The sequence below is a fragment of the Gilvimarinus algae genome (assembly GCF_030518215.1).
GTDB classification, from domain to species: Bacteria; Pseudomonadota; Gammaproteobacteria; order Pseudomonadales; family Cellvibrionaceae; genus Gilvimarinus; species Gilvimarinus algae.
Genome location: NZ_JAULRT010000035.1, coordinates 224,179 through 251,138 on the forward strand (window position 1 = coordinate 224,179; position 26,960 = coordinate 251,138).

The following is a 26,960-nucleotide window of genomic DNA, read 5'->3' on the forward strand; positions in this document are numbered from 1 at the left end:
TCAAATGCTCAGATTGTTTTGAACCAGAGCGCCAGATGTCTGGAGCATCAAAAGCGCACTACTGCTTGATACCCTCTACGTGCAGCTCCAATTCAACCACTTGCGAAGCCGGGCCAAGATCGTAGTCGATACCAAAGTCTTTCAGGCGGATTTCAGTGTCGCCCTCAAAGCCGGCGCGGTAGCCGCCCCAAGGGTCTTTACCTTCGCCGACTTTTTCCACCTCAATGGTGATTTCTTTGGTCACACCGTGCAGGGTGAGGTCGCCGACAACATCGAACTCTTCACCGCCATCTTCCACGTTGGTGATGCGCTTGCTCACAAACTTGGCTTGCGGAAATTTATCCACGGACAAAAAATCGCTGCCGCGCAAGTGCTTGTCGCGTTCGGCGTGGTTACTGTCGATGCTGGTGGTGTCGATGGTCACGTGGATCTTGCTCTCTTCCACCTTGGCTGGGTCGTAGCTGAAATCGCCACTGAAGTCGTTAAAGCGGCCGGTCAGCCAACTGTAACCCAGATGCTTGATTTTAAAGTTGATGGACGCGTGAGCACCCTTGGCGTCGATAACGTAATCCGCCGCCAGGGCTTGGACGGAGGTCAGGCTGGCGCCCGTCAGTACAGCGGTTGCTACAGCGGTCTTGAGTGAGCGGTGCAGAGCTTTCATATCAATCTCCTTGATGAGAATCGGTAGAAGTTTTAACAGGCTTTAACATACGCACGAGTGTTTTATCCCGGATCACAAAGTGATGAACCAACGCGGCCAGCCCGTGCAAGGCCGCCACCACGATAATCGCCCAGGCGAAAATCAGATGAATCTCCCCGGCAAGATCCACATTGTCAGCGCCGAGCTCCACCAGTACCGGAAAGGTGACCCAGCCAAAGATGTCAGGCCCTTTGCCCTCGGCCGTGGTAATAAGGTATCCGGTGGCGAGCACCGTAAAAATCAGGGCGTAGAGCACCACCTTGGCACTGGTCGCGGCAAAGCGAATCAATAACGAGTGATTTGGCAGCGGGTCGGGGCTGCGGCTGAACAGCCGCCAGAGCAGTCGGGCCAGGGTCAGTATCGCCAAGAGTAAGCCGATGCTGACGTGCAATGACGGGCCTTTGTGATACCAGGGCTCGTAATAGCTGAGGCTGGTCATGTACAGCCCGAGGCCAAATAGAAAGACGATGGCCAGGACGCTCACCCAGTGAACGATAATGGTTATTAACCCGTAGCCCCGCGCATTGTCTTTTAACATAGATGCCGTTCCTTGCCTTGGCAGTATGGCTACGCTATCAGAGCTCGCCGCCGGCTGACGTTAAGAAGTGTGAGAAAAAAGCCAAGCTCAAAAGAACCTGGACGCTTTTCGTCAGTTTTGCCAACCAGGGCCAGGTTTCGCTGGCCCGCTTAACAAATATTAGCGACCACCGACTAGCGGTTGACTGGCCGGGTGCGACCATTGTCGTCAATCGCCACGTACACGAACTCGCCTTCGGTGACCTTGGCGGTTTCGCCGTTGCGATGATCCTTGATCCACACCTCGATCATTATACGGATGGATGAGCGCCCGACCTCCACCTCTTCGGCGTAGACACTCACGGTAGCACCCACGGGCACCGGCCGCAAAAACACCATGCTGCCCACCGCCACGGTGGTGACCCGGCCGCGGGCAACGTCCTGCGCGAGAATCGCACCGCCAATATCCATTTGCGACATCAGCCAGCCACCGAAAATATCCCCGTAGGGATTGGTATCGGAGGGCATGGAAAGGGTTTGCAGGGTGAGTACACCATTGGGGGTGGGATCATCGTCCAGACCGTGCATGGCCATGTTGTATACCTTAGCTTGTGGACGCCGCAGAGGCGAGGTGGTCAATACAGGAAATGTTAAATCACTTTAACGACAGGTGCATTAAAGAGCAGTTCCGCAACCCGGGCCCAATTAGAGCCAAGTGACCAAGGACGGCCAGATCGCCAGAACCAGTAGCAATAGTAATTGTAAGGCAATAAAGGGCGCAACGCCGCGATAGATCGCGCTGGTGGGCACCGACTCGGGCGCCACACCGCGCAGGTAGAACAGTGCAAAGCCGAACGGCGGGGTCAGAAAGGAGGTCTGCAGGTTAATGGCAATCATAATGCCCAGCCACACCGGGTCCACCCCCATGGCCAGTAGCACCGGCCCGACAATGGGCACCACCACAAAGGTGATTTCGATAAAATCGAGAATAAAGCCCAGCAGGAAAATCACCAGCATCACCACCAGGGTAGCGCCCACCACGCCACCGGGCATTTGCGAGAACAGTTGGTGCACCAACTCCTCGCCACCAAAGCCGCGAAACACCAATGAGAACAGCGATGCGCCGATCAAAATGGTAAAAATCATGGCGCTGACGCGGGTGGTACTGCGCATCACGTCCACCAGCCGCGCGCGCGTCAGCTGGCGTTTGCAGGCCGCCAACATGAGTGCACCGGCCGCGCCCACACCCGCCGCCTCAGTGGGCGTGGCAATGCCCAGCAAAATAGAGCCGAGCACCAGGGTAATCAGGACCAGCACCGGCACCAGGGACAGGAGCAAACGGCTGCGCGAGACAGGCTCTTCATCATCGCTCAAGCAGGCGCGCGGCGCTCGCTCTGGCCGGGTGCCCGCAACAAACAGCACATAGAGCATGTAGAGCACCACCAGCATCAGCCCGGGGATCACCGCGCCGACAAACAGATCGCCCACGGACACCGTCTGCAGATTTAACACCCCGAGACGCAGTTGCGCCTGCTGGTAGGCGCTGGAGAGCACGTCGCCAAGCAACACCAGCGCGATGGAAGGCGGGATAATCTGGCCGAGAGTACCGGTAGCGCAAATCGTGCCCGTGGCCAGCGCTGGCTGATAGCCGTGGCGCAGCATGGTGGGCAGCGACATCAGCCCCATGGTCACCACCGTGGCGCCGACAATACCGGTGCTTGCCGCGAGCAGCGCACCCACCAGAATCACCGACAGGCCCAGCCCTCCGGGCAGCCGGCCGCAGGCGCGGGCCATGTTGTCCAGCAGCTCTTCGGCGAGGCGGGATTTTTCCAGCATCACCCCCATAAACACAAACAGGGGCACGGCCACCAGCGTGTAGTTGCTCATGATGCCGTACAACCGGCCCGGAAAGGTGAGCAGCAGGGCCGGGTCAAAGGTGCCAGCAACGATGCCGCCGCCGGCGAAGAGCAGGGCGACACCACCCAAGGTAAAGGCCACCGGGTAGCCCAGCATCAAAGCCAAGCACACCACCGCGAACATAATCAGGGGCAAATACTCAATCACGGACGGGCTCCCACACCAGCACACAGAGCGCACGCAGCAACTCGGCCAGTGCCGCCAGGGTCAGGCTCGCGGCAAACACGAGAATCAGTGATTTGAGCAGGTAGACGTAGGGCAGGCCGCCGGCGTCGGTTGAAATTTCACCCACCTGCCAGGAGCCGAGCACAAAAGACCAACTGATGGCCGCCACAAAACCGCACAGCGGCAGTAAAAACACCAAGGTACCCAGAGCATCCACCCAGGCGCGGGCGCGCGGCGAAAAGCGGCGGTAGAAAATATCCACACGTACCTGTTCACTGTGTTTTAGCGCAAAGCCGGCGCCGAGCAAAAACACCGCCGCGTGCATGTAGATCACCGACTCCTGCAAGCCAATGGAGCCCAGCCCGAGAAATCGGCGCACCACCACCACCGCACAGGTGACCACGACCATCAGCAGGGTGAGCCAGGACACCGCCCGGCCGGTCCATTCGGTAACAGCGTCCAGCCAATAGAGCAGGCGCACAGAGCGCTGAGTGTCATTCGTGGAGGGATTCATAGACCCGGGGCACTGACCTTATTGTTATAGGCGTTCGAAGGCTGCCCAGTATACCGGGCAGCCTCTCTCGCCTCCAGCGCGTTAGGTTATGGCTGGAAACAAAAGGGGTTTCCAGCCATGGAGTCTAATGGCGTTAACGGGCCCGGGAGTCTATTGAACAGCGCCTTGTTGCTGCAGGCGTTGCAACTGCGCCTGGGCGGCCTCGCCAATCTCTCCGCCCCCCTGGGCGGCCAGCTGAAAATACTGAATGGCTTTTTGCCGGTCGCCGTTTTGCAGCGCGTATTCACCCAGATAGTAGGCACTGATTTGGGTGGGCAGCAGATCCATACTCTTTTGGAAATCCACCGCTGCCTGGTCGGGCTTTTCCAGCTGTTTGTAGGCCATACCGCGATAGACATACGGGCGGAAGAATTCCGGGTTGGCACTGATGGCCCGGCCAAAAGCCTCAGCCGCGCCGTCAAAGTCTTTTTCCTGGGCTTCGAGCCGACCTTTCATCTCCCAGAACAGCGGCTCTTTTGGCTGTGCCTTCAGAGCCTTTTCATTGTGCTTGCGCGCCTCGGCATAGTCTTCTTTGGAGGCCGCATTTAGCGCCTGTTGATAGGCCTTGTAGGCGTCGGCGTCTTCTTTCAGCTGGGCAATAGCGCGCTGGTATTCGGCCCGATTGCGCACACCACCACTGTGTTCAGCCGCCAGGCGCTGGTTGGCTTCAACCCGCTTTTGCGAGGGCGGGTGGCTGGCAAAAAAGCTCTCGAGCCAGCTGGCCTGCTGACCTTCGGAGAGTTCGACAAAGGTTTTTTGCAGCTCAACAGCACCTTGCGGGTCGTAGCCGGCGCGCACCATATACTCTACACCGTAGCGGTCAGCCTCTAGCTCCTGCCCCTGGCCGTACTGGGCCTGCCAGGCCTGGGCGCCGACACCCAGTGCTCCCATCGCCAAGCCGGCCGCCTGATGGTCTTGCGATGCCAGGGCCACCCCGGCCAGGACCAGGCCGACATTGAGGGCCGTGCCCTGTGTCTGCTGCTGGGCCCCGTGCCGGGCGGCGGCGTGGACAATCTCGTGGCCGAGCACAGCGGCCAGCTCCGACTCATCATCCAACAACACCAGCAGGCCACGGTTGATGGCGATCTTGCCGCCGGGCAGAGCCCAGGCGTTGGGCACATTGTTGTTGAGTACGACAAACTCGTAGGGCAGATCGGGGCGGTCACTCACCCGGGCGAGCTTTTGCCCCACTTGGCTGACATAGGCGTTGAGATCCGGGTCCACCACATAACGCCCACCCTGAGATTGCTGACTGGGGCCATACTGTTGCTTGCCAATGGCCACCTCCTGCTCCGGCGACATCAGCGTCAGCTCTTTCTGTCCGGTAACGGGATTGACGCTGCACGCACTCACAGCCAGCGTCAGTAATAGTATTAACAACCGTTGTTTACCTTGGCTCACAAGGTTCCTCCATCGTCGTTTATGAAGACAGCCCCTATAATCGCACGGTTCTGTCACTTAAAATGTAGCTTTTACAATGACACCGAGGTTTCATGGAATCACTGCAAGCGATCGAGCTGTTCGCCGGTCTCAAGCCCGACGGCCACCCCATGGTCGAGCGGCTGCCGGTCAAGATGCTACCCGACAACACTCTTCAACTGGTGCGCTCGCCGGCGTTTGTTAAGGGGCTCGCCAGTGGCGATATTATCAGGGCCGACCCGGACAAGCGCGAGTTTGAAATCATTGAACACAGCGGCAACCTGAGCGTCAGGGTTTTCAGCAAAGACGATGCCAGCCAGCTGGCCGACCAGTTGAACGGCCCGGTGGCCAAGCTTGGCGGCGATCTGGATATGGAAACCCCGCGTATGCTGATTTACAGCATTCACGTCAGCTGTGGCTTTAGCGCGATCGAAGAGGTGTTCAATCCCATCAACAGCGACACGGCCATGTGGCAGTACGGCAATGTCTACGATCCCGCCGACGGCGTGACACCCTTAAACTGGTGGCAGCAACTGCTTAAACCGGAGTAACTCACGAGACCCCTCTATGTTGATTGTAATTTCGCCGGCGAAAACGCTGGATTTTGACACCGCCCCGGTGACTGACAAGCACACCATGCCGGACTTTCTCAAAGACTCGCGCGCCCTGATCAAAGAGCTGCGCGAGCTGTCGCCGGCGGAAATCTCCGGCCTGATGAAAATCTCCGACAAACTCGGCACGCTCAACTTCGACCGCTACCATGGGTTTAAAACGCCTTTTACGCCGGCCAACGCCAAACAGGCGGCACTGGCCTTTCAGGGCGACGTCTACACCGGGTTGGCGGCCGACACCTTTAAGGCGCGGGATTTCGACTTCGCCCAACAGCACCTGCGCATTCTCTCAGGCCTATACGGCCTGCTGCGGCCGCTGGATTTGATTCAACCCTACCGGCTGGAGATGGGCACCCGTTTCCACAACAGCCGCGGCGATAACCTGTACCAGTTCTGGGGCGACAAGCTGACCCAGGCGGTCAATGAGCAGCTCGCGCACATCAAGAGCAAGACGCTGATCAACCTCGCTTCCAACGAGTATTTCAAAGCGATCCAGCCCAAGCAGATCAACGGCGAGATCATCACCCCGGTCTTCAAAGACTGGAAAAACGGCCAGTACAAAATCATCAGCTTTTTCGCCAAAAAAGCCCGCGGCCTGATGAGCGCCTACATTATTCAGAACCGTCTGAAAAAGGCCCAGGACATCCAGGCGTTTGACGTCGAGGGTTACCGCTTTGCTCCGGAGATGTCCAAAGAACGCGAGTGGGTCTTTACCCGCAAGCAAGGCTGAGTCTGGCCTTGTGGCGACAAAACCAGGAGGCACGCAGAGGCTGGCGGCGGAAAAATCAGCTATGCTCAGTCTGATACACACTTCAGAGGGCCGGCAATGGCGCTGAGAATTTTAGTGGCCGATGACGCCAGCTTTATCCGCGACATGGTGAAAAAGCACCTACGTGACAAACTGCCCGGCGTCGAAGTCTATGAAGCCCCCGACGGCAGCCGCGCACTGGCGACGCTCAAGGGCCAGACCATGGACCTGGTGCTCTCCGACTGGGAGATGCCCAATCTAAGCGGCGAGGAGCTGCTGCGCAGTCTGCGCTCTGATGAGCGCTACGAGAGTACGCCTTTTATTATGATTTCCAGTCGCGGCGATCGCGCCCATGTGGTTAAGGCGGTGCAGGCGGGCGTATCGGACTACATCACCAAACCCTTTACCCCGGAAGAGCTGATCCGCAAGGTGTTAAAGCAGCTCAAACGGGTCGACAAATTGCCCGATGGCGCTGGCAGTTCAGGCAACGGCGGTGCCCGCGGCGTGGCCTTTGCCTCGGTGGATGTCCTGACCGGCGGCGCCCAGGAGGCCGCGCCGAGAGCACCGGCGCCGGCCGCAGCAAAAAAGAACAAGCTCAGGGCGCAACTGCGCTTTGACAGCAACAAACCGCCGGTCGCCTGTGTCATTCGCGACCTGAACCTACAGGCTCTGAGCGCCGCCATTGCCCGCGACAACGGCCTGCCTGGGTTGTTTGATCAGGTAGTGGTGGACCTAGGGCGCGAGGGCGGTAGCGACATGCTGCAGCTCAATGCCTATGTCTCTAGCTTGGCCGCGGCCGAGTCCCGCCCTGACAGCCGACTGGTTAAAATTCAACTGCGCTTTGTCGATAACGACGCGGCCAAGGCCGAGCAGCTCTCTCACCTGATAGGCCGATAAACGTCTGTATGGAATCGCCCGCCGAAAAGCACCGCCACTTTCTCAACCGCTGTATCGAACTTGCCACTGAGGCCGCCGTTTCCGGCGGCGGCCCTTTCGGCGCACTGGTGGTCAAAGATGGCCGGGTGGTGGCCGAGGCCTACAACCGCGTCACTAACGACTGCGACCCCACCGCTCACGCCGAAGTGACCGCCATCCGCAAGGCCTGTAAAGCCCTCGGCAGCCACCAGCTGACCGGGGCGCAGCTCTATTCCAGCTGCGAGCCCTGCCCCATGTGCCTGGGCGCCATTTACTGGTCGCGATTGGACGGCGTTTTCTACGCGGCCAGTCAGGCTCAGGCCGCCGCGGCCGGTTTTGACGACTCGTTGATTTACCGCGAGGCCGCAAGGCCGGCCGCCGAACGCCAGATACCGTTTACCCACATGCACCTGCCCAACAGCGACCGGCCCTTTATGCAGTGGCAGGCGTTCGCCGATAAAACCCTGTATTGAGGCGGTACTTAAGCGTAGGCCGACAAGCCCAAAGTGGGGGTGGGACCCGATTCCACCTGCCGATAGGCGGCGATGGGGGCCGGCAGATTGGAAGTGTCTTCGCGCTGGGGCTGAAGCGACTCCCAGTAGCTGAGCGCCGAACGCAAATCGCCAAAGCCGAGGGAAGAACGAAAAACAGCCTCAGAGCCCGAGTTTTCCGACGCTTGGCGCGGGCCGTCAAAGACCGCGGCAAAACGCTGATCATCCGCCCGCTGCTCCGACTCGCTCCCAGAGCGCTCACCGGCTCGCTGTAAAAACAGCTCCACCAGCGCATCCAACTGAGGCCCGTCGGCCTGCAAGAGTTCGCCGTCGATGCGCTCGATATTTTTACGGCTATCGGCGCTCTCGCGCCGGGCGGGTTCGGTTTGCACCACAGGCCGGCTGACAGGCTCCGGGGCGTTAACGCGGTTGAGCTCAGCGCGCTCGGGGCCGCGCACTGCAAGGGGCGAGGCCGGCGGGTTGGCAAGAAAAGGAGAGGCGGCTTGAATCACTGAATAACCTGTTGCACTGCTGCCGATCAGGGCCTGACATTGGTGTGCTCAAGGCACACCCCGGAGGATGAAAAATAGCCAATTTTTGGCGCATTTACCAGTAGCCGCGGATAAAAGAGTGTTGTTTTCGCCCCACCGGTCACGCTTTCACAGCGTCCGGCTTGTACAACACAGGCGCTGGTTTATAGTAGCTGGCGATCTTTAACGGGAACGACCATGCCGCTTTTTCGCCACTTTTTTCCTGGCCTTGTCCTTCCAGTCCTTGCCGGTCTGCTGCTCAGCCTATCGGTGGCTGCCTATGAACCAAGCCCCACCGAGCGTGCCAGCGCCGATCGGGTGTTCCATCTCTATGTGAACTCGCTGCGCGAGGCCGACTATTCCACCGCCTACCAATTGCACAGCGAGGCGCTGCAAAGCGCGCAGGATATCGCCAGCTGGCGCGCCGGCGAAGCGCAATTCGCCGAGCAGGCCGGTCTCAATACCGGTTACTCCGAACCCCGGGTCAGCTGGCATCTCGACCCGGAAAAGGCGCCGGCGCCAGGATTTTATGTGCGCTACGAGTATCAGTGCCAGCACGCGCACCTTAACCCCTGCCGCGCTGAGCTGACGCTCTTCTCGCCTATGGCCGAGACATTTTCCGTGATTCGCTTCAGCCGCAGTTACGTCAATACCCGCACAGGCAAGCGCAGCGGTGCCTTTGTCCGCATACCCGGAGAGCATTCGGCGATTCGCTAGGCTCTGTTAGAATAGTGCTCTGGCAAAAGACCGGGACACCCCATGGATCTCAACAGCGGCTTGCTCGCCTGGCTAAACATCAAGCGGACCGGCTCGCGTACACCGGCATTGGGCTCGCGCGAACTCGCTGTGCTCGATATTCTCTGGCGGCACGACAATCTGAGCGCCCAGCAAGTGCTGGACAAGCTCTCCGGCCAAAGCATCTCCCTTAGCACGGTACAGAGCACTCTGGAGCGCTTGCAACGCAAAGCCGTGGTGACCCGAACCAAGTTATCTCGCGCCTATCTCTACAGCGCCAACCTTCGGCGCGAAGACCTGATTTGCACGCTCTTGCAGGACATTACCGACGAAATCGCCGGAGGCGATATGGCGCCGGTGGTATCCGGGTTTATGGATTACCTGGAGCAGAGCCCCGGCGCGGGCAAAACCAAACCGGACCATGACTGACCCCATCGCCTTGGCCGAAGCCAGCCTTTTGTGGTTGCTCCTGCACCTGCTACTAGGCTGGCTCTTTGCCGGGGCGCTGGCATTGTTACTACCGCTGCTAGCCACCGCCGCCCCGGCGAGCCGCGCCCTTGTTCTGTGGCTTTACGGCCTGATGCCGCCCGCCTGCGCGCTCGCCTTGGCCGGGCTCACCCTGTCGCCCCTGGCGGGAAGCTTTCTCGTGCCCAGTCACTGTCACGGCGAGGAGTGCTCGCCCCACAGCCCGGTGTTTCAGCTGGCACCAGCGCTGGGCCTGGCCGGTGCCGGCATTTTCATGCTCGGCCTGTGTATAAGCCTGCTCTGGCTGCATAGCCGCTTGACCTGCGCCCACACCCGCCTGCAAGTATTGACTCAGCTGGGCAGCTGGCAGCGCGAGCGGGCCTATACCCGGGTCGAGGCCGACCGGGCCTTCGCTTGGTGCGCTGGCCTTTGGCGAGCGCGAGTCATTGTCTCCTCCGCGCTGGAGCAGGCTCTGAGCCCCGAACAATTAAGCGCCGTGCTGGCGCATGAGCACTGCCACGGGCAGCGGCGCGACAACTTACGCCGGCTCACTCTCTATATTGCCACCCGCCTCTGGCCCGCCGGCGGGCGGCAGCGTTTGTTGGGCGCCTTCTCCCTGGCAACGGAAGAAACCTGCGACCGCTTTGCCGCCGAGTGCCTGGGACAGAGCGCGGCGCTCAGTGAGGCACTGCAGCAACTCAGCCAACAGCCGGGCACATCACACCAAGGCTTCTGCCACCACCACAACCGCACCAGGCTCGAAGCTCTGAATAACCCCTTGGCCTTTCAACCGCCTGTGGCCGCCAGCGTGCTGCTGATAACACTCTGGGTAGCGCCCTTGCTGTCCCTGCCCGCCGGCCTGCACTTACTTCTCGAATCCCTTTAACCCCCCCCTCTCTGCGCGCACGCTGCCTCGCCTCAAAGCATTAGTAAAATAGATTGACATATTATTAGTCTAATGATTAGACTAAATTTACAGCTCTATCACCGGCCCGCAAACGGCATGGAAGGGGCTTATTCCTGAGGCTGCGCGAGTAAGAGCGCGATCAGTCACTGCCATAAGAAAAATGAGGATTCGCTATGCAACGAAACAACACCCTGCGCAAACTGACGCTGGTTTGCAGCTCCATCAGCACAGCTGCCCTGATGGGCGCAGCCACCCCGGCATTCGCACAAAGCGATGACCCCCTGCTTGAAGAGGTGGTAGTCAGCGGTATTCGCGGCAGTCTGGCCACTGCGCTGGACACCAAGCGCGACGCCAGCTCGGTTCTCGACTCAGTATCGGCCGAAGACATTGGCAAATTCCCCGACAAGAACATCGGTGACGCACTGCAGCGTGTACCCGGCGTGACCGTGATTCGCGGCTTTGGCGAGGTCACCGGTGTCACCATTCGCGGCACGGCCCCACAGCACAGCGTGGTACTACTCAACGGACAGAATGTGGGCAGTGTCGGCTGGTTTGACCTGGGCGGCACCAATCGCAGCTTTAATTTTGAGCTACTGTCCGCTGAGCAGATCTCCGGTATGGACATCTATAAATCCGTGGAGGCCAACGTCAACGAGGGCGCCATCGGCGGTACCGTCAACCTGAAAACCCGACGTCCGCTGGATATGGACGCCTTCACTTTCTTTGGCTCTGTCGAGGCTGGCTACAGCGAATCGGCGGAGGAGTGGGCGCCATCCTATTCAGGACTGGCCAGCTGGAAAAATGACAATGAAAACTTCGGTATTCTGCTCGCCTACTCCAACGAGCAGCAGAATGTCGTGCGCGAAACCCTGAGCTCCTTTGGCGTACCCGATGCAGCAAACGGACTGGTCGATGATGAGGGCAACCCCCACGCCGTTACCTGGGGGATGTCATCCATTTTGTTTGACGAAGAGCGCGAGCGCGAAAGCACCCAGGCCACCTTGCAGTTTGCCCCCATCGAGGCGCTGACCTTTACCCTGGACTATCATTTGTTCAGCCTGGATAACGACCATATCAATACCGCTATGTTCGCCATCCCCGCCTACAACGGCGCCTACCTGGATGCGGATACCGCCGTGGTCAACGCGTTTGGCGCAACCACCGAAGGTACAGTGATTCCCAGCGACCACCCCTACAGCATACCGATGTTCAATAACTCGGTCTTGCGCACGCCGAAAATTGAAACCGACGTGATTAACTTTACCGCTGAATACGAGGGCGACGGCTGGAGCGCCAGTTTTATCACCGGACGCTCAGATGCCAAAAGCCGTACCATGCAAACCAGCACATGGTGGGGGGATATTGAAAATCCCGAAAGCACCGGGTTTACCTTTAATATTGAAGGGCCCCACGAGCTGATGCCGAGCGATGCGGATTACCCCATGAGCCACGATCGCATGCATCTGTTCAATGAGTTCACCTTTCTCAACAATCTGCGCGACAATGAAATCAGCTACACACAGGCGGACTTCAGCCTTGATTTGGACATGGGCATTCTCACCACCGTCGAGATGGGCTTGAAGTATCAGGATCAGATGTATGCCGGGCAAGTGGACAACCGCAACGTAGACGTTCCGACGGCCATGGCCGACGGTCTGTCACTGGCCGACTTTAACGGTGGACATGTCAGTGGCCTGTTCAGTCAGGATGGTAGAAGCGGCACTCTCGATGCTTTTGCCGTTATCAATCGCGATATTTGGGACTATGGCTACGCCAACCAGGCGGATACCACCACTGTGACCAGTGATTTTTCCATCGACGAGGAAATCACCGCCGCCTACGTGAAAGCCAACTTCGAGGGCGATGGATTTCGCGGTAACCTCGGCCTGCGCGCAGTGGACACCGAAGTGCTGTCCAAGGGGCGCATCGACGGCGAACCGGCCCAGGGCACGCAGGAGTACACCAACCTGCTGCCAAGCGCCAACCTGGTGATCGACATTACCGAAAACCTGCTGCTGCGCTTTGCCGCCGGTTCCACCGTGTCGCGCCCGGATTACGAAGACATGCAAATGGCCGAGACCATACAAATCAACATTGCGGAAGCAACCGTCGGCAACCCTGAGATCAAGCCTTATAAGTCCGACCAGTACGATGTTGGTCTTGAATGGTACTTCAGCGAGGCGTCATTGATAGGTGCCACTGTTTTCCAGAAGAACATCAGTGATTACATCCAGGTCAGCATTAACACCGAGACGCTTGAAGGCTGTGGCGAGCGCTGTCAGGTAAAACGGGCGCGCAATGTCGGCACCGCCAACATCAGCGGTATTGAGCTGCAGTATCAGCACGACTTTGGCAACGGGTTTGGTGTACAGGCCAACTACACCTACACCGACAGTTCGGTGACCGATCAAAATGGCAAGGAGAGTGTGGTCGATGAAGTTTCGCAAAACTCCTACAACCTATCCGGCTACTTTGAAAACGGCTACTTCAGTGCGCGGCTTGCCTATAACTTCCGCGACGGCTGGCACAACACTTACAACAACTCCGGCCCGACCAGTATGTACGACGACTACGATCAACTGGACGGCTCACTGATCTGGCATGCCACCGATTATCTGGATTTGTCCTTTGAGGCGGTCAACATTCTCAATGAAACACTCAGACAGCGCCAGCCCGAATACGGCGTTATGCACAGTGTGGATGAGTTTGGGGCGCGCTACTACATTGGTGCCAGTGTGAATTTCTGATCAAGAAAGGCGTCATAACCTCCCCATAACTGTCTGCTCTCGTTTATTGGCAGAAGCCGGCTGCACACCAGCCGGCTTTTTTATGCGCGGCGAAAAGTCCACCGTAATGAGCGACATACTTCACCGGTCAGATCAATAACCACCCGCACAACACGCGGTATTAACATCTTCAGCAAAAAAACCGGATCGATGTTTTTGCGGCGCCTGTCAATACCCATTGAGCAGAGACAAAAAAGCCGCCCGAAGGCGGCTCTATAAAGGGTTTCCTAGTTTTGGCTACAATCCCAGCAGCCGCTCAGCGGCCGCCTTGGCGCTACAGGCACGACTGGAGTAAGCGCAGATATAGGTCGCCAGATCAGGTAAGTGCGTTAATTCGTAATCCGAGCGCAGTGCGACTACCACCAGTTGATCACCAAACACCTGCCAGGCTTTTGCAATGCGCTCACGCTGTTGTTGAGTATCGTAGTCAAGCCCGGGCAGCGGGTAGTCTTCTGTCACCATAACCAGTGGCAACTCAAGCGCGCGCGCTTTGTGGCTGGCAAGCAGGGTATCGAACTGTTCATAGGTCACACGGGTTAGTTCGCAGCCAGAGGACATCAGGGTTTGTTCAAATACCTGGTAGGCGGCGTGCGGCTCGTTCGGGCCAATGCCGCGGGTATCGATCACCGTTTGGTGCAAATCGGGGTTGGACGCGCCGGCAAGCAGAAAGGGGCGCTCCGCCAGCGGCCAGAGCTGATGGCGATTGCGAATAACTTTTATGGCGGCTTTTGCCGCTTTATCAGCGACAATCCGATGCGCCGTCGCTGCCAGTGTCCGATTGCCCGTAGGCGGGGCGAAAAGCTCGTCGTTGGCGTACTTGTAACTCAATACTCTTGCCAGCGCCTGATCGACAATTGCCTCATCCAGCACACGGTTTCTTACCGCGTGAATCACACCGTCAATAGTTTCGCGCTGCTTGTCTTTGTAGCCGCCGAGATTGTTCTCATAGTGCTCTTCGCTGAGCATAATTAAATCGGCACCAGCGGCCAACGCTTTGACAGCCGCCTCAGCGGGGCCGTAGTTTTTACGCATGGCCCACATGTTCATGCTGTCGGTAATGATCAGCCCCTGAAACCCCATTTCTTTGCGCAAAATATCCCGCAAGAGAATCTTCGACAAAGTGGCCGGGTTGGCCGGGTCAATGTGTGGGTAGAGAATGTGGCTGGTCATAATCAGCGGCACACCGGCATCAATGGCCGCCTGAAAGGGCGCCAGATCGGTTTGCGTCAGCGACTTGAGTGACTTGTCGACACTCGGCAACAGACGGTGGCTATCTTCTCCTGTATCACCATGACCGGGAAAGTGTTTGGCTGCACTGACCACCGCCGTTTGCAGCCCCTTTACCGCAGCCTGTACGTGCCGACACACCACTGGCGTATCACTGCCAAAAGAGCGCACTCCGATGATCGGATTATCCGGATTCGCGTTGATGTCGGCGCAGGGCCCGAGAATTGTGTTGTAACCGAGCGTGCGCATTTCGCTGGCAAGCACTTGATGCATCTGCCGCGTCAGTTCAACGTCATCGGCTGCGCCCAGCGCAAGATTGCCCGGGCCTGTGGTGGTGTACTCCACCAGCACACCCCAGGCACCTTCCTGGTCCACAGCCAACAGCAGCGGTGCATCGCATGCGCGAAGCTGAGATTCGTAACTGAGCACATCGTTCAGCGCTTTGGCTTTTTCAGGCGTGGGGCTGTTGTCCTGTGTTAGATAAAATCCACCTACATGACAATCCCTGACCAGCGATCGGGCGTAGTCCACATCCTCTCCGGCAAAACCGAGCACAAACAGCTGACCCACTTTTTCAGCCAGCGACATATGTTCAATCAAAGCGCTCACGCGCTGGGAAATATCCTGAATCATTTATGCCGTCAACCTTTGTGCGCCGGTGATAAAGCCCACGAGATCCCGCGGCGTGACATCTGAAATTTTTACATTAGCGATGCTTTCACCGCGCAGTAACACAACGGCACGGTCACAGGTTTCCATCACGTGCTGCATGTTGTGGCTGATCAGCAGCACGGCAACGCCCTGCGAGCTGATGAGATTGATCAGTTCATTCACCTGCGCACTCTGCTCCACACCGAGCGCCGCAGTGGGCTCATCCATAATCACCACGTCCGCACCGGAGTTGACAGCCCGGGCAATGGCCACCGCCTGGCGCTGTCCGCCGGACAGCCGGCTGATCGCTTCAGTCAGATCCGGCACCTTTGAGTTCAAACGCTGCAATGAGATTTGCGCCTGTTCGCGCATGGCTTTGTTGTCCAACCAACCGAGCAAACGCAGCAGGGGATTTTTGTGCAAAATCTCGCGATTGAGAAACAAATTGGCTGCGATATCAAAATCGGGAATCACTGCCAGATCCTGATGCACGGTTTCAATACCCAGCTCGCGCGCGTCCTGCGGTGAGGCAACTGTGACTTGCTGGTCGTTGACCAAAATTTCGCCGCCATCTGGCGGATGAATACCCGATACGCAGCGCACCAGCGTGGACTTACCCGCACCATTGTCTCCCAGAAGCGCCACCACTTCGCCTTTATTGATATTAAAGCTGACATTTTGCAGCGCCTGAATACCGCCAAAGCGCTTAGAGATATTCTTAACGGTAAGGGCAGGCTGCTTTAACTCTTCACTGCTCATTTTTGCTGCTCCTTGACACCAATAGCGACAGCGACAACTAGAATCACACCGCGGGCGATCATCTGCTCGTTGGTGGAAAAACCTGAGAGAATCAGGCCGTTATTAATCAACCCCATCAGCCAGGAGCCAATCACCGCCCCTAAAATACTCGCGCGGCCGCCAAACAAACTGGTCCCACCAATGGCCACCGCCGCAATCACGGTAAGCAGGTCCGCCTCTCCAAGCGTGTAGCGGGCGCCATGCAGCCGGCCGGCGTACAAAAGCCCCGCCAGAGCCGCCGCACTGGAGGCCAGCACCAGTGCCATAATGCGCACTTTAATGGTACTGATACCCATAGCACGCGCGCCCTTTTCGTTGCCACCGACAGCGAGCAGGTGCCGACCAAACCGGCACTTGCGCAGCAGCAGGTAGCCGAGCGCAGCAATGCCCAGTGTCCAAAGCAGCAATACCGATACCGGACCGAAACTGCCCGATCCAAATACGAAGTTAAAACTCGGCTCAATGATCGGCACCGACTCCAGGTTGGTCAGTTGCCGGGCAACGCCGGTAATTACACCCATAGTGCCGAGAGTAATCAGCAGCGATGACACTTTGAGCCACTCAATCAATAACCCATTGATTAAACCGACAGCCACGCCGACCATAAGCGCTCCAATCACCGCCACTGGTACGGGTACCATCTGCAACAAGAGAGCCGCCACCAAAGCGGCGAGCGCCACCACGGCACCGATGGACAAATCAATGTGTCCGCCGGCCAGCGCAAAGGTGAGACCAATGGCCATAATGGTAACCGGCGTTGTCTGCCGGATAACATTCATAAAATTCGTAACGGAAAAAAACGAGACATCGTGCAAGGTCACAGTAAAGAATAAAAGAGTGAGTATAAAAACATAATAGACAAAGTACTCCCGCCGTAAAAACGCATTGGCGATAGCGTGTTTGTTCAGTTTTTCAGGTGGCAGCATGGTGGATTCCAGTCTTATTGTTGAAGTGCTCTTTGTAGTAGCGGAGGCAGTGGCGTGTGGTAGGTCGATTGCCAAACTTGCGCAATAGAATCGCGGCGCACCTTGTCAAACCCCACAACGGAAAACGCCGGTGCCGGTTTATCGAGAATGCCGTAGGCACCGAGCAGCGCCATGGCGTAGCCGATTTCGTAGGGTCGGTCAGCGACACTGGCGTAGAGGTTACCCCCCATCGCCATATCCACCAGATTGTTTACTCCGAGATCGTGAGTGATGACTTTGATATCCGGCCGCCCAGCCGCGCGCAGCCCGGCGATCACGCCCTCGGCCGCCGCATCCCAGGAGACATAAACCGCTTCGAGCATCGGATACTGCAGCACCATAGCCGAGGCAATGCTGCTGGTTTCACTCTCTTTAGTAAAACCGCGTTTGGCTTTTACGCTAAACGCACCGTGCTCGCCGCTGTCGATAGCATTCATAAAGGCGCGGTCTCGGGTGTTGGTAATAAAGTAATCGGCGTCGTGATAAATCACTCCGATGTTACCGCCGCCGGGCACCGCTTCGGCCATAAGCTCGGCCGCCGCCACGCCCATGCCCTGCATATCGTCGGTGACTATGCCCACATACTCTCTGCCCGGCTGATAACCACTGATGGGGTTGCTCAACAACACTAGCTCGGCGCCTGCTTTTACTGCCTTATCAAAGCTGCTTTTCACACTCGCGCCGTCGATGACCAGTGTGAGGATCATGTCCGGCTCAAGGGCCATAACATTCTCAAGATCACTAGCCTGCTTGGCCGGATCGAACTGCGCATCAGTTTGACCCACGAGTCTGATACCCAATTCGTCAAACGCCGCCTTGGCGCCCGCGGTTAATGCGTTCACCCAGGTGCTGGAGCCGTGCCAGACAAGCGCCGCCTTATAACCACCCTGGCGAATGGTCTGCCGCTCGCTATCGCTCAAGGCAATACCACTGACAGGGGTTGCCGGATTGCCCAGTGGGCCCCTGAGCTCGGCCGCACTGACCGCACTGATGCTGGCCAAGAACGCTAGAAATATCGTTAGAAAACGCATCGTCATGTTTTTGCCATGTTGTTATTGAGGTGGGAATGACAGAATTATCAGGGAATTTGAAATTATAAGTCAAACAATTTGACTTATAGAAAGCGTATGGATATTCTGCGATAAAATGGCGTGATCTGCGCCCACAAGAGCCGTAGGCCCACACCCAAAGGAGCTGCCGTTGCGAGGCAATAACTCAAAACAAAGTAAGGTCGCCAATTTGCGACTGGTGCTGAACCTGATCACCACCTCCAGGCCCATTTCCCGTGTGGAAATTGCGCGGCGCACCACGCTCACCAAACAGACCATTTCCAATTTGACGGACGAGTTGGTGGAAGCCGGGCTAGTGCTCGAAAGCGGTATCCGCCGCGAAGGCGTGGGCAAGCCCTCAAAAATGCTGGAGCTCAACCCGAGCGGCGCCTTTACGCTAGGTGTAAAAGTGGGCAGCACAGAGATCGAAGCGGGCCTGTACAGCATTACTGGCGAAGCGGTAAAGCTGCGCCAGTTTCCGCTGGCCACTCTGGACCCCGCAACCCTGACAGACACTCTGGCACAGGTGTGCGAAACATCCCTGCACGAGACGCCCCGCGAGAAAATCCTCGGTGTCGGCCTGGTACTGCCACCGCCGCAATCGTTTAACCGGGACACCCACAAACACCCTGCAGGTGTGCTGACAGATATGGTCTGCGCTGACATTCGCGCAGCTCTGGCCGAGCGACTGGGCCTCCCCATTGTCAGTGAGAGTGTCGCCGCCGCCGTCGCGGCCTCGGAAATGCTGCACGGCGCCGCCAGAGACCTGGAGAGTTTCGTCTATCTGCACATGGGCAACAGCCTGGAAGCGGGCATTGTCTTTAACCGCCAGCTGTTGAGCGGCTACAACGGCATCACCGGCCGGATTGGCCACGTCATTGTGCAGCCGGGCGGACCAGTGTGCGACTGCGGCAACCGCGGCTGCCTGGACCTGTTCGCCTCACTCAATTCATTGGCGCGGGCCTTTGGCAGCAAACTGCGTCCCGGACAAAAATGCAGCGACCTGCTGGCCGACCCCGAACAGCACAAAGCTCTGCTGGACCCTTGGTTTACACGCATGAGCGAGCCCATGCGCATTGGCTTTAACATGGTGGAAAACCTGATCAACCCGCAAACCGTTATTCTCGGCGGCGATGTGCCCGCCTGGTTTATCGATCAGTGCATACGCCGCCTGCGGCCGTTTATTCCCTCAGTGGCGCAGTTTGGCGAAAGGGAAATCCCGCGCTTTATCCGCGCCCCGCAAATGGCCGACATGGCCGTGCGCGGTGCCGCCACCTTACCGGTCTACGCCGCCATTTGCTCCGGCGAGCGGCCGCAGATTCACGGCCAAAGCCAAACTCCGACCAACGATATCCAATCGCTGGTGTACGCATAGAGTAGACGTTAAAAAAAGCCAATCACCCGCCGGATTTTGCCGTTGGGGGCAAGCTCAAGGTAATCCAGACCCTCGACGATCAGTTGGCCGCTAGTGTCCAGCAGGGCAAAGTCAAAACTCAGGTAAGGGCCGGTTTGTCGCAGCTTGCCGACGCGCACCTGTGCACCGGGGAACTGCGCCTGAAAATCGCCGATTTCCTGGTTAAACTCGGCAAGGCCGACGGAGTGAGTGCGCGGCGTGCGGTGTTCTCCGCTTTTGTGCCAGAGCGCTGCCATCTGCTGCAGGCGCTGCTGTGGGTCGGGCTCCTGCCACAGCGCCAGGTAACTGGACACTATGGCCGCCGGGTCTCGGTCGGACTCAGGTGCGCTGGCGACAGGCGACGGGGTCTGGGCACAGGCCGTGCACAGAAGGATCAGAAACAGTATCCAGTGTTTCATTAGTTATTACCTCCATGTGCCAGCCGATACCATTGGATTTTTTCGAAGGCCTGCCCAACGACCTCGGCGTTTTCCTGTATCAACGCCGAGGTTCGGTAGGCCTCTGGGTGAGACTCATGGCGCCATTCCATTAACACAAGTCGATCGGGTGAGTCGGCCTCGTCGAGGCCCATCTGAGCAAAGTAGCCCACCGGTAAATTAATCAGTGGTTTGGCGCCCAACACCTCTCGCAAGGGTGCGGACAGTGCCGCATAGCCTTCAAACATCGCTTCACTGCGAATCCATGCGAGTGCCAAGGTGTAGGTTTTATCTGAATCCAACTCCAGTGTCAGTGGCTCAACCAGATCCACCTCGACGGTATGAACTTCGCTCCATGTTGCGGGCATAAGGCTCGCCAACTCACTTTTATAATGCTCACTAGCGCGCGCCTGGCGTGCATCATCGGCACTGGACCAAGCGTACAGGCTCAGTGCTTGGGGCTGGTGCTCGCCGATCAATACCTCATCAACCGCAAAGTTATAGACTTGGGTTAAAGTGCCCTGCCCAGCCAGTGCCGTTAAGCCCGCCAACACCGGTCCGCGCGCCTTCTTACTGGCATCACCAGTGTCCGGCAGCACAAAAGACAGTCGCTGACCCGCTGAAAAATTCACACGCTTGATATCACCGGCGAGCGCGGGCATTGCCGCCAAGTTCGCCGCTACTACTCCGGCCGACAGCAGCCGCATATAAGATAAGAATGTCACTTGCTTTGTCCTTGGTTGAGTTAGAGTTGGCGCTCACGCTATCGCGCCGATAATACAAAGGCGTCACTCTCGATTGAGAAACCCATTTGCCGAGCAAACATTAGGGGGAAGCGGTCTGTTCAATCCGGTTGAACATAAAGCGCTTGATGATGGGGATGCATTCCTCGCACACAGCCGGGTCGGCGGTATCATTGTGCAGGGCGCCCGGGATGATCACCAGGCGATGATCCAGCCCGATGATCTGCGCATAGTCATGCAGGGGAATGGAGCCAAAAATGCCCTCGCCCAGTCCGGCGGGCACCACCGCATCTTGATCACCGTGCAAACTCAGCAGCGCCGGCTCATTGGCGTCGAGCATACCCAGATCACCCACCAGTCCACTGAGGTTGATCACACCACGCAGTGTGAAATCCACATCCGAGTTGCCGCTGTCACCTTCAAGCCCGCCGTGGCGCTGCATAGCTTCGGTCATGGCCGGAATCTGCCCATCGGCCTTATCGAGATAGGCGACGTAGAGCGAGGTAATGGCCCCGGCGGAGTGCCCACCAATAAAAATATTGTCGGTATCCACCCGATAGCGATTCTCGGTTTGCGCGTCTTTGACAAAATAGCGAATCACCGCCTTTTGGTCGGATGTGGCCTTGAACAGCGCATTGAAAAACCGCTCGGGCGTGTCGATGGCAGCGGACAGCCGGTAGCGGTTGATCGCCACCAGATAGCCGGCTCGGGCAAGCGCATGACCAAAATCATCCATCCAGGCGTCGTCGGTTTGCACAAAGCCACCGCCGGGCGTCAGTACCAGCAGAGCTCGCACCTCTTGCAGATCGTCGCGCGGCTCAAACAGGCGCAGGGTCAGCGCCTCGGTTTCGTTCGTTGTGTCATTGTGGTTGTGCCCGTAGACAATGTCGGCGGTGCGCACCGTCTCAGTGAATACGGGGTTTAGGTAGCGGCGCTCGCGCGCACTGGCATTGGGGTCAGTTGCTTGAGCAAGCGAACTGCCCGCGAGTACTAGCGCGAGTGGTGCCAGCAACAGCGAATAGAAGCGTTTCATGAGTCAGCCCTCTGTGTGGGGCTGTCACTGTGTCAGAGGGCAGTGAGCAAGGCGTCACTCTCGATCAATAATGACGTTTAGGCAGAGGCTTTTTCCGCAAGCGGGCGTTTTCGAAACTGGGTGGGGGTCAAACCTGTGCGCGCTTTGAACAACCGGTAAAAGGTGTTCTTGTTGTTAAAGCCCGCGTCATAGGCCAGCTCGACGATCGGCTTGCCTTGATCCACCCGCAACAGTCGCAGGGCTTCATCCAGGCGGTAGCGATTGATGTAGTCGTAAAAGTTCTGCTGCAAGCTGTCATTGAGCAGGCTGGACAACTGGTGGGTGGTCACACCCAGCCGCAACGCGAGGCTGGCCAGAGACAGATCGTTATCCAAATAGGGCTTGTCGGTCTCCATCAGCTGCTGCAAGGCGCGCTTTAACTGCTCAGCAGTGGAGGGGGCCAACACCGGCTCCTTAACCGGAGCCACACTGCTCACCACCTGCTCCAGACTCTGGCGAACATCGTTTAACAGCAGCTTGGGGCGGTAGACGCACACAAACGCCATGCCGTGCAGGTAAAGGGAAGTCAGCATAACCAGGTAACGCCAGGGCCAGGTCGCCATAGGCTCAAACCAGACGTAGCGAACGATCAGCATGACATCCACCAGCATCAACCCCGCCACCCCGGCAATCACATAGAGCAACCAGTAGAAATACGCGGTTTGGTGAGTTTTGACCCTGGCGGTCAGGGTTCGCCGATGACGCACAGTCAGCAAAAGACTGATCGCCAGATAGACCAGCATCTGGGTGATCAATGCTGTGGCAATCCAGTGCGCCGTCACCGGCAGGCCGGATAAGCGCCAGGCGAGTGTGGCGCCAAAGGGCAAGAGGTGGCACCACCACAGTGGCGAGAGACCGGCACCGCGCAGCGCCTGAATGAATCCGAGCAGCAAGGGCCCGTAGAGCCAGGTCAGATTGGTGGTCAGCACCCAGCACCAGTCAAGGGTGCCAAACGCCATCTGGACATAGACATTGATCGGCGGCAACAGCATAAGCGCCACCAGAGCCAACAAAAGACGATTGGCCAGCTGGTTGCCGGTGCGATTGAGCAATAGGGTCAGACACACCCACAGGCCGAGCGCCAGTGACGCCGCCAGCAGTAACTTCAACCACTCTTCTGGATTGTTGATAACCAGTTTCCTGTCAGGCCTGTTCGTAAGAGGCGCTATTTTTCCCTCTTTTGCACAACGCCTCAAGTCATGGCGCTTAAAACTGCAAATTGGAATGAAGGTACCCAAGGGATAAAAGAAATCGAAATATCAGACATTTATGATATTTACTATCAATATTTATTAATAAACAGGAAAAGAGGTAACATTTGCTCCCCGTAGACCAATAATAACGATCAAAGAGCCTTTTCACGTCTCAGCCATGCAGAGCTGGTTGCCCGCAATCTGCTGCTTTACACACATCACTATAAAAAGGTGCAACCATGACATCCCGAAAAATCCTGACACAGACCGTGAAAACCGGACTGTTTACCTCCTGTTTATTAATGGCCGCTACAGCGCAGCAAACGCTCGCTCACGGCTATGCCGAATTTCCCAAAGCGCGCCAAGCCTACTGCGAAGAAGACGGCGGTTACTGGTGGCCTGCCGATGGCTCTGGTATTCCCAACGCGGCCTGCCGCGCGGCCTTTTTGGAAGCGGGAACCTACCAGTTCGTGCAGGCCATTGAGTTTTCCAAGAATGTGACCAACTACAACAGCCAGGCCGCGGTTGAAGCCGGTGTTCCTAATGGCACCCTCTGCGCCGCTGGCGATTCCGCCAAATCCGGTATCGACATACCGCACCCGGACTGGCCCGCCCAGCAAATCACATTGAATGGTGCCGGCGAGTTTGAGTATCTGTTTTACGCCTCCACTCCCCACGACCCGAGCTTCTGGAAGTTCTACCTGAGCAAGCCCGGCTTCAACCCGGCCACGGATGTGCTCACCTGGGGCGATCTGGAACTGGTGGATGAAAAATCCAGCGCCAGCCTGCAAACCATTAACGGCAAGCGCTTCTATGTAATGAATGTGTCCCTGCCCACCAACCGCTCGGGCGATGCCATTCTTTACACCCGCTGGCAGCGGCAAGACGTCGCCGGTGAGGGCTTCTACAATTGCTCTGACATTGTGCTCGGCGATGTTGAGCCGCCTACCTGGAACGACGCCGGTGCCTACGTACAGCAAGGTATCAATCCATCGGCCGGCGACCAGATCTGGTTCCGCGTGTTTGACAATTTCGGCAGCGAAGTGGTGTTCAACCAATTCGACATCACAGCGGCCAATGAAGCGCTCGGCAGCTGGACCGCCGAACTTGCCAACGAGATCAACAACACCGAAACCGCCGTGCGCGTGGGTGTTCTCAGCGGTGGCAATGTGAGCTACAACAGCGGCGACCTCTACGCCAACCGCGTCTACGTGCTGAACGACAGCTACACCTATCAAATGGATCTTGAAACGGCCAGCTCTTCGAGCTCATCGTCCAGCTCCTCGAGCGTGAGCAGCTCGTCCTCATCCTCCAGCAGCTCCACCGATGGCGGACTTTGCTCCTCCACACCCGAGTGGACGGCCAGCGCGGTCTACACCGCAGGAGATCAGGCCAAGTTCAACAACGCTCTCTACGAGGCCCAGTGGTGGACTCAAAACCAAAACCCGGCCGATAACGCCGGCCAGTGGCAAGTCTGGCAAAAAGTCGGCGACTGCTGATGCACTCTGGCTACCCGCTCTGCGGGTAGCCATTTTTACCCCTCTCGGGCAGAATAGCCTCGGCATTGACGCTGAGGGACCCGCCATGAAACTGCCCGCTGTTGTTTTCCTGTGGTTCTGCGCCGCTTGCTGGTGCCAGGCTGACATTTATAAGTGGACCGATGAAAACGGCAAAGTCCATTACAGCAACGTCAAACCCGAAAACTACGACACCGAGCAGGTCGATAAACCCATCAATTCCTACACCCACCAAGCGGTTCCCGATTCACACTATTACACTCCCCCGCCAATAGACTACCCAAAGCGGGTTGTCATGTATTCCACCAGCTGGTGTGGCTACTGCAAAAAGGCGCGCCAGTACTTTGAAAGCCAAGGGATTGCCTACAACGAGAGGGACATAGAAACCTCAACCCGGGCCCGGCAGGAATACGAACAACTCGGCGCTTCCGGCATTCCGTTTTTGCTGATTGGCAATGACACCATGAATGGCTGGAACCCGGCGCGCTTCGAAAAGAAATACCGACAATAACCGGCTAAGGACCCAAGCGCTCGGCCGTTCTGGTATCGAGAGAGTGTTTCTTGCAGTCCACTACCACCGTGGACGAAATTTTGTCCTGAATCGCCTGGCGATTCGGGTCCCAGTAAATTTGCAAAAAACCGAGCAGACCAGTGGTGATCCCGGCGGCATAACCGCCGTAGCGGAAAAAGCTGTCCCAGAAACTGAGCGCCGTTCCATCGAGTTTGATCACGCGCACGCCCATGATTTTCTTCCCCGGTGTCTGCCCCAGCGCCACACAGGTAAACAGCGTGAAGTAAAAGGCCGTCCAACTGAAACCCAGGCCCAAATCCTTCAGGAAAATCATCAGCCAACTGACCAGCGAATAAGAGTTGGCCATATCTCCCGCCTTTATAGCCCCGGTGTTACCCGCCGGGTGATCGGCCATAGACGCGCCATAGTGCTCGAGCAAATAAGCAACCAGTTGCTCGCGCTGTTCATCTGAAAGCTTCGTGCCCCGAGCAAACACCTCGTAAACCTTTTCAGCCGAGGGCTTTGAGATACCCATATCGGGCAGGGACGCCGACAGATAAAACAGCTCCGTCTGCCAGCAAGCCAAGTCTTCACAATCGGAAAAGCCCTGCGAGGATTCCGCAAACAGTAAAAAGGCATTCACCCCCAGCACCTGACCGGAAGGCACCTCTTCGCTTAAGTCCAGGCCGTGAAAAACCACCGAGTTCGAGGCGCGGCGAATTTGTTCACCGTACTGCACCCATAAAAACACGGCGGCCAATATCAGCACCAAGACAAGACTGAGCGATACAATAAACAGCGGTTTGAGCACCGCCAGCACACGCTTTTTGCTGCTTGGCGGAAGAAAGGCAATGCGAGCGCCGGAGCGCTTTCCATAGCGCAAAAACGCCACCGCCAGCACCATCAGGAAAAAACCGCCCGGCAGGGAGCTCAACAACAACAGCGCCAGGCCATCCAGCAACAGGGCACACAGGCGCTTGACGGGTGTCGCCAAAGGCAAACCGATCAAGGCGGGATTAATGTTCAGCGCGTGCGGCGTGATACATTCCTGAGTGTCGTCCACCGCGGGGCTTTGTGTGTTAGTCAACCGGGCTTCCTTTTCGTCGTTGCCGCCAAATAAATCGGCGGGCAAAAATCCTGAGTCGCGGGCCAGTTATTGGCCTCTTTTTATCCGTGTTTGTCAGATGGTCAGAGACAAAAAAGGCGGGCTATGCCCGCCTTGTATCACTTGATCTCGGCGTTGTGATAAACACGCTGTACATCATCGGCGTCGTTGAGCATATCCAGCAGTTTTTCAAACATGTCCACATCCTCGCCGGAGATTTCGGTGATGGTCTGCGGCACAAACTGAATTTCGTCCACGTCAAAATCAATGCCTTCAAAAGCGTCGGTCAAGGCCGTACGCGCTTTCCCGTACTCGGTGTTGGGCGCAAACACGGTGATCTTGCCGTCTTCGGATTCGATGTCCGTGACATCCACATCGGCCATCATCAGCGCTTCGAGAACCGCCTCTTCATCGTCGCCGTCAAAAACAAAAATCGCGCTGTGGTCAAACATATGACTCACGGTACCCGAGGTGCCGAGCTTGCTCTTGGTTTTGTTGAAGCAGGTGCGCACATCGCCGATGGTGCGGTTGGGGTTGTCGGTCAGACAATCGACAATCACCATGACGTTGCCCGGCCCGAAACCCTCGTAGCGCGCGGGTGAGAAATCTTCGCCGGCGCCGCCAGTGGCTTTGTCGAGGGCCTTTTCAATGACATGGCTCGGCACCTGGTCTTTTTTGGCCCGGTCGATTAACCCGCGCAGCGTCAGGTTACCGTTGGGGTCGGTACCGCCCTGCTTAGCACAGACGTAAATCTCCCGACCGTACTTGCTGTAGACCTTGGTTTTGGCCGCGGCGGTTTTCGCCATGGATTCTTTGCGGTTTTGAAAAGCTCTGCCCATGC

28 protein-coding genes are annotated in these 26,960 nt (G+C 57.4%); 11 read left to right on the forward strand and 17 right to left on the reverse strand.

Annotation, left to right across the window (positions count from 1 at the left end; genetic code table 11):
• Nucleotides 1-58: 58 nt before the first annotated feature.
• The 6 genes from QWI16_RS04635 to QWI16_RS04660 all read right to left on the reverse strand — a co-directional run bounded on the left by QWI16_RS04635 (nucleotide 59) and on the right by QWI16_RS04660 (nucleotide 5,252).
• On the reverse strand, nucleotides 59-661 hold the full coding sequence (locus QWI16_RS04635; RefSeq protein WP_302711585.1) for a YceI family protein: 603 nt from the start codon (nucleotides 659-661) through the stop codon (nucleotides 59-61).
• A gap of 1 nt (nucleotide 662) precedes the next feature.
• Nucleotides 663-1,238, reverse strand: a complete 576-nt coding sequence (locus QWI16_RS04640; protein WP_302711586.1) for a cytochrome b — start codon at nucleotides 1,236-1,238, stop codon at nucleotides 663-665.
• Between the two features lie 173 nt (nucleotides 1,239-1,411).
• Nucleotides 1,412-1,804, reverse strand: coding sequence for an acyl-CoA thioesterase (locus QWI16_RS04645; RefSeq protein ID WP_302711896.1), 393 nt, complete (start codon nucleotides 1,802-1,804; stop codon nucleotides 1,412-1,414).
• Nucleotides 1,805-1,921: 117 nt separating this feature from the next.
• Nucleotides 1,922-3,280: a TRAP transporter large permease gene (locus QWI16_RS04650; protein WP_302711587.1), complete on the reverse strand. Its 1,359-nt coding sequence runs from the start codon at nucleotides 3,278-3,280 to the stop codon at nucleotides 1,922-1,924.
• Complete coding sequence (locus QWI16_RS04655) at nucleotides 3,273-3,812, reverse strand: TRAP transporter small permease subunit (RefSeq protein ID WP_302711588.1); 540 nt, start codon at nucleotides 3,810-3,812, stop codon at nucleotides 3,273-3,275. Before QWI16_RS04655 ends, QWI16_RS04650 begins: the two co-directional genes overlap by 8 nt.
• A gap of 150 nt (nucleotides 3,813-3,962) precedes the next feature.
• A complete protein-coding gene (locus tag QWI16_RS04660) occupies nucleotides 3,963-5,252 on the reverse strand; it encodes a M48 family metalloprotease (protein WP_302711589.1) in 1,290 nt (429 codons plus the stop codon).
• Nucleotides 5,253-5,344: 92 nt separating this feature from the next.
• On the opposite strand from QWI16_RS04660, the gene QWI16_RS04665 reads away from it, so the two are divergent.
• The 4 genes from QWI16_RS04665 to QWI16_RS04680 all read left to right on the forward strand — a co-directional run bounded on the left by QWI16_RS04665 (nucleotide 5,345) and on the right by QWI16_RS04680 (nucleotide 8,017).
• Nucleotides 5,345-5,821 (forward strand): DUF4265 domain-containing protein, encoded by a 477-nt coding sequence (locus tag QWI16_RS04665; RefSeq protein WP_302711590.1) that lies wholly within the window; start codon nucleotides 5,345-5,347, stop codon nucleotides 5,819-5,821.
• A 16-nt stretch (nucleotides 5,822-5,837) separates the two neighbouring features.
• Nucleotides 5,838-6,611 carry a peroxide stress protein YaaA gene (yaaA, locus tag QWI16_RS04670; RefSeq protein WP_302711591.1) on the forward strand — a complete coding sequence of 258 codons (774 nt, stop codon included), beginning with the start codon at nucleotides 5,838-5,840 and terminating at the stop codon, nucleotides 6,609-6,611.
• 96 nt (nucleotides 6,612-6,707) lie between these two features.
• Nucleotides 6,708-7,526 carry a response regulator gene (locus tag QWI16_RS04675; protein ID WP_302711592.1) on the forward strand — a complete coding sequence of 273 codons (819 nt, stop codon included), beginning with the start codon at nucleotides 6,708-6,710 and terminating at the stop codon, nucleotides 7,524-7,526.
• A gap of 8 nt (nucleotides 7,527-7,534) precedes the next feature.
• Nucleotides 7,535-8,017: a nucleoside deaminase gene (locus QWI16_RS04680; protein WP_302711593.1), complete on the forward strand. Its 483-nt coding sequence runs from the start codon at nucleotides 7,535-7,537 to the stop codon at nucleotides 8,015-8,017.
• 8 nt (nucleotides 8,018-8,025) lie between these two features.
• Here QWI16_RS04680 and QWI16_RS04685 read toward each other — a convergent pair whose 3' ends face one another.
• On the reverse strand, nucleotides 8,026-8,547 hold the full coding sequence (locus tag QWI16_RS04685; RefSeq protein WP_302711594.1) for a hypothetical protein: 522 nt from the start codon (nucleotides 8,545-8,547) through the stop codon (nucleotides 8,026-8,028).
• 216 nt (nucleotides 8,548-8,763) lie between these two features.
• Between QWI16_RS04685 and QWI16_RS04690 the strand changes: the two genes are divergently transcribed.
• The 4 genes from QWI16_RS04690 to QWI16_RS04705 all read left to right on the forward strand — a co-directional run bounded on the left by QWI16_RS04690 (nucleotide 8,764) and on the right by QWI16_RS04705 (nucleotide 13,419).
• Nucleotides 8,764-9,282 carry a hypothetical protein gene (locus QWI16_RS04690; RefSeq protein ID WP_302711595.1) on the forward strand — a complete coding sequence of 173 codons (519 nt, stop codon included), beginning with the start codon at nucleotides 8,764-8,766 and terminating at the stop codon, nucleotides 9,280-9,282.
• Between the two features lie 42 nt (nucleotides 9,283-9,324).
• Nucleotides 9,325-9,729 (forward strand): BlaI/MecI/CopY family transcriptional regulator, encoded by a 405-nt coding sequence (locus QWI16_RS04695; RefSeq protein ID WP_302711596.1) that lies wholly within the window; start codon nucleotides 9,325-9,327, stop codon nucleotides 9,727-9,729.
• Nucleotides 9,722-10,651 (forward strand): M56 family metallopeptidase, encoded by a 930-nt coding sequence (locus QWI16_RS04700; protein WP_302711597.1) that lies wholly within the window; start codon nucleotides 9,722-9,724, stop codon nucleotides 10,649-10,651. Before QWI16_RS04695 ends, QWI16_RS04700 begins: the two co-directional genes overlap by 8 nt.
• Nucleotides 10,652-10,845: 194 nt before the next feature.
• Entirely contained in the window at nucleotides 10,846-13,419 is a 2,574-nt protein-coding gene (locus tag QWI16_RS04705; protein ID WP_302711598.1) for a TonB-dependent receptor, read from the forward strand.
• A gap of 276 nt (nucleotides 13,420-13,695) precedes the next feature.
• Here the strand turns inward: QWI16_RS04705 and QWI16_RS04710 are convergent, their stop codons facing one another.
• The 4 genes from QWI16_RS04710 to QWI16_RS04725 are packed head-to-tail and all read right to left on the reverse strand — an operon-like array spanning nucleotide 13,696 to nucleotide 18,136.
• On the reverse strand, nucleotides 13,696-15,318 hold the full coding sequence (locus QWI16_RS04710; RefSeq protein ID WP_302711599.1) for a glycoside hydrolase family 3 protein: 1,623 nt from the start codon (nucleotides 15,316-15,318) through the stop codon (nucleotides 13,696-13,698).
• Nucleotides 15,319-16,095 (reverse strand): ATP-binding cassette domain-containing protein, encoded by a 777-nt coding sequence (locus QWI16_RS04715; protein WP_302711600.1) that lies wholly within the window; start codon nucleotides 16,093-16,095, stop codon nucleotides 15,319-15,321. It abuts the gene before it with no gap.
• Nucleotides 16,092-17,060: an ABC transporter permease gene (locus QWI16_RS04720; protein WP_302711601.1), complete on the reverse strand. Its 969-nt coding sequence runs from the start codon at nucleotides 17,058-17,060 to the stop codon at nucleotides 16,092-16,094. The genes QWI16_RS04715 and QWI16_RS04720 overlap by 4 nt, the downstream gene beginning before the upstream one ends.
• Nucleotides 17,061-17,074: 14 nt before the next feature.
• Nucleotides 17,075-18,136, reverse strand: a complete 1,062-nt coding sequence (locus QWI16_RS04725) for a substrate-binding domain-containing protein (protein WP_302711602.1) — start codon at nucleotides 18,134-18,136, stop codon at nucleotides 17,075-17,077.
• A 211-nt stretch (nucleotides 18,137-18,347) separates the two neighbouring features.
• Between QWI16_RS04725 and QWI16_RS04730 the strand changes: the two genes are divergently transcribed.
• Nucleotides 18,348-19,523, forward strand: coding sequence for an ROK family transcriptional regulator (locus tag QWI16_RS04730; RefSeq protein WP_302711897.1), 1,176 nt, complete (start codon nucleotides 18,348-18,350; stop codon nucleotides 19,521-19,523).
• A gap of 8 nt (nucleotides 19,524-19,531) precedes the next feature.
• On the opposite strand, the gene QWI16_RS04735 is transcribed toward QWI16_RS04730, so the two are convergent.
• The 4 genes from QWI16_RS04735 to QWI16_RS04750 all read right to left on the reverse strand — a co-directional run bounded on the left by QWI16_RS04735 (nucleotide 19,532) and on the right by QWI16_RS04750 (nucleotide 22,902).
• Nucleotides 19,532-19,960, reverse strand: coding sequence for a hypothetical protein (locus QWI16_RS04735; protein ID WP_302711603.1), 429 nt, complete (start codon nucleotides 19,958-19,960; stop codon nucleotides 19,532-19,534).
• On the reverse strand, nucleotides 19,960-20,703 hold the full coding sequence (locus tag QWI16_RS04740; protein ID WP_302711604.1) for a hypothetical protein: 744 nt from the start codon (nucleotides 20,701-20,703) through the stop codon (nucleotides 19,960-19,962). Before QWI16_RS04740 ends, QWI16_RS04735 begins: the two co-directional genes overlap by 1 nt.
• A gap of 100 nt (nucleotides 20,704-20,803) precedes the next feature.
• Entirely contained in the window at nucleotides 20,804-21,754 is a 951-nt protein-coding gene (locus tag QWI16_RS04745) for an alpha/beta hydrolase (protein WP_302711605.1), read from the reverse strand.
• Nucleotides 21,755-21,831: 77 nt separating this feature from the next.
• On the reverse strand, nucleotides 21,832-22,902 hold the full coding sequence (locus QWI16_RS04750; protein ID WP_302711606.1) for an AraC family transcriptional regulator: 1,071 nt from the start codon (nucleotides 22,900-22,902) through the stop codon (nucleotides 21,832-21,834).
• A gap of 323 nt (nucleotides 22,903-23,225) precedes the next feature.
• Here QWI16_RS04750 and QWI16_RS04755 point away from each other — a divergent pair, with 323 nt between their 5' ends.
• Entirely contained in the window at nucleotides 23,226-24,485 is a 1,260-nt protein-coding gene (locus tag QWI16_RS04755) for a lytic polysaccharide monooxygenase (RefSeq protein ID WP_302711607.1), read from the forward strand.
• A gap of 85 nt (nucleotides 24,486-24,570) precedes the next feature.
• Entirely contained in the window at nucleotides 24,571-25,014 is a 444-nt protein-coding gene (locus QWI16_RS04760; protein ID WP_302711608.1) for a glutaredoxin family protein, read from the forward strand.
• Between the two features lie 4 nt (nucleotides 25,015-25,018).
• Here the strand turns inward: QWI16_RS04760 and QWI16_RS04765 are convergent, their stop codons facing one another.
• Together QWI16_RS04765 and QWI16_RS04770 are read right to left on the reverse strand one after the other, a co-directional pair.
• A complete protein-coding gene (locus QWI16_RS04765; RefSeq protein ID WP_302711609.1) occupies nucleotides 25,019-26,101 on the reverse strand; it encodes an RDD family protein in 1,083 nt (360 codons plus the stop codon).
• 137 nt (nucleotides 26,102-26,238) lie between these two features.
• Nucleotides 26,239-26,958, reverse strand: coding sequence for a YebC/PmpR family DNA-binding transcriptional regulator (locus QWI16_RS04770; protein WP_302711610.1), 720 nt, complete (start codon nucleotides 26,956-26,958; stop codon nucleotides 26,239-26,241).
• Nucleotides 26,959-26,960: the final 2 nt, after the last annotated feature.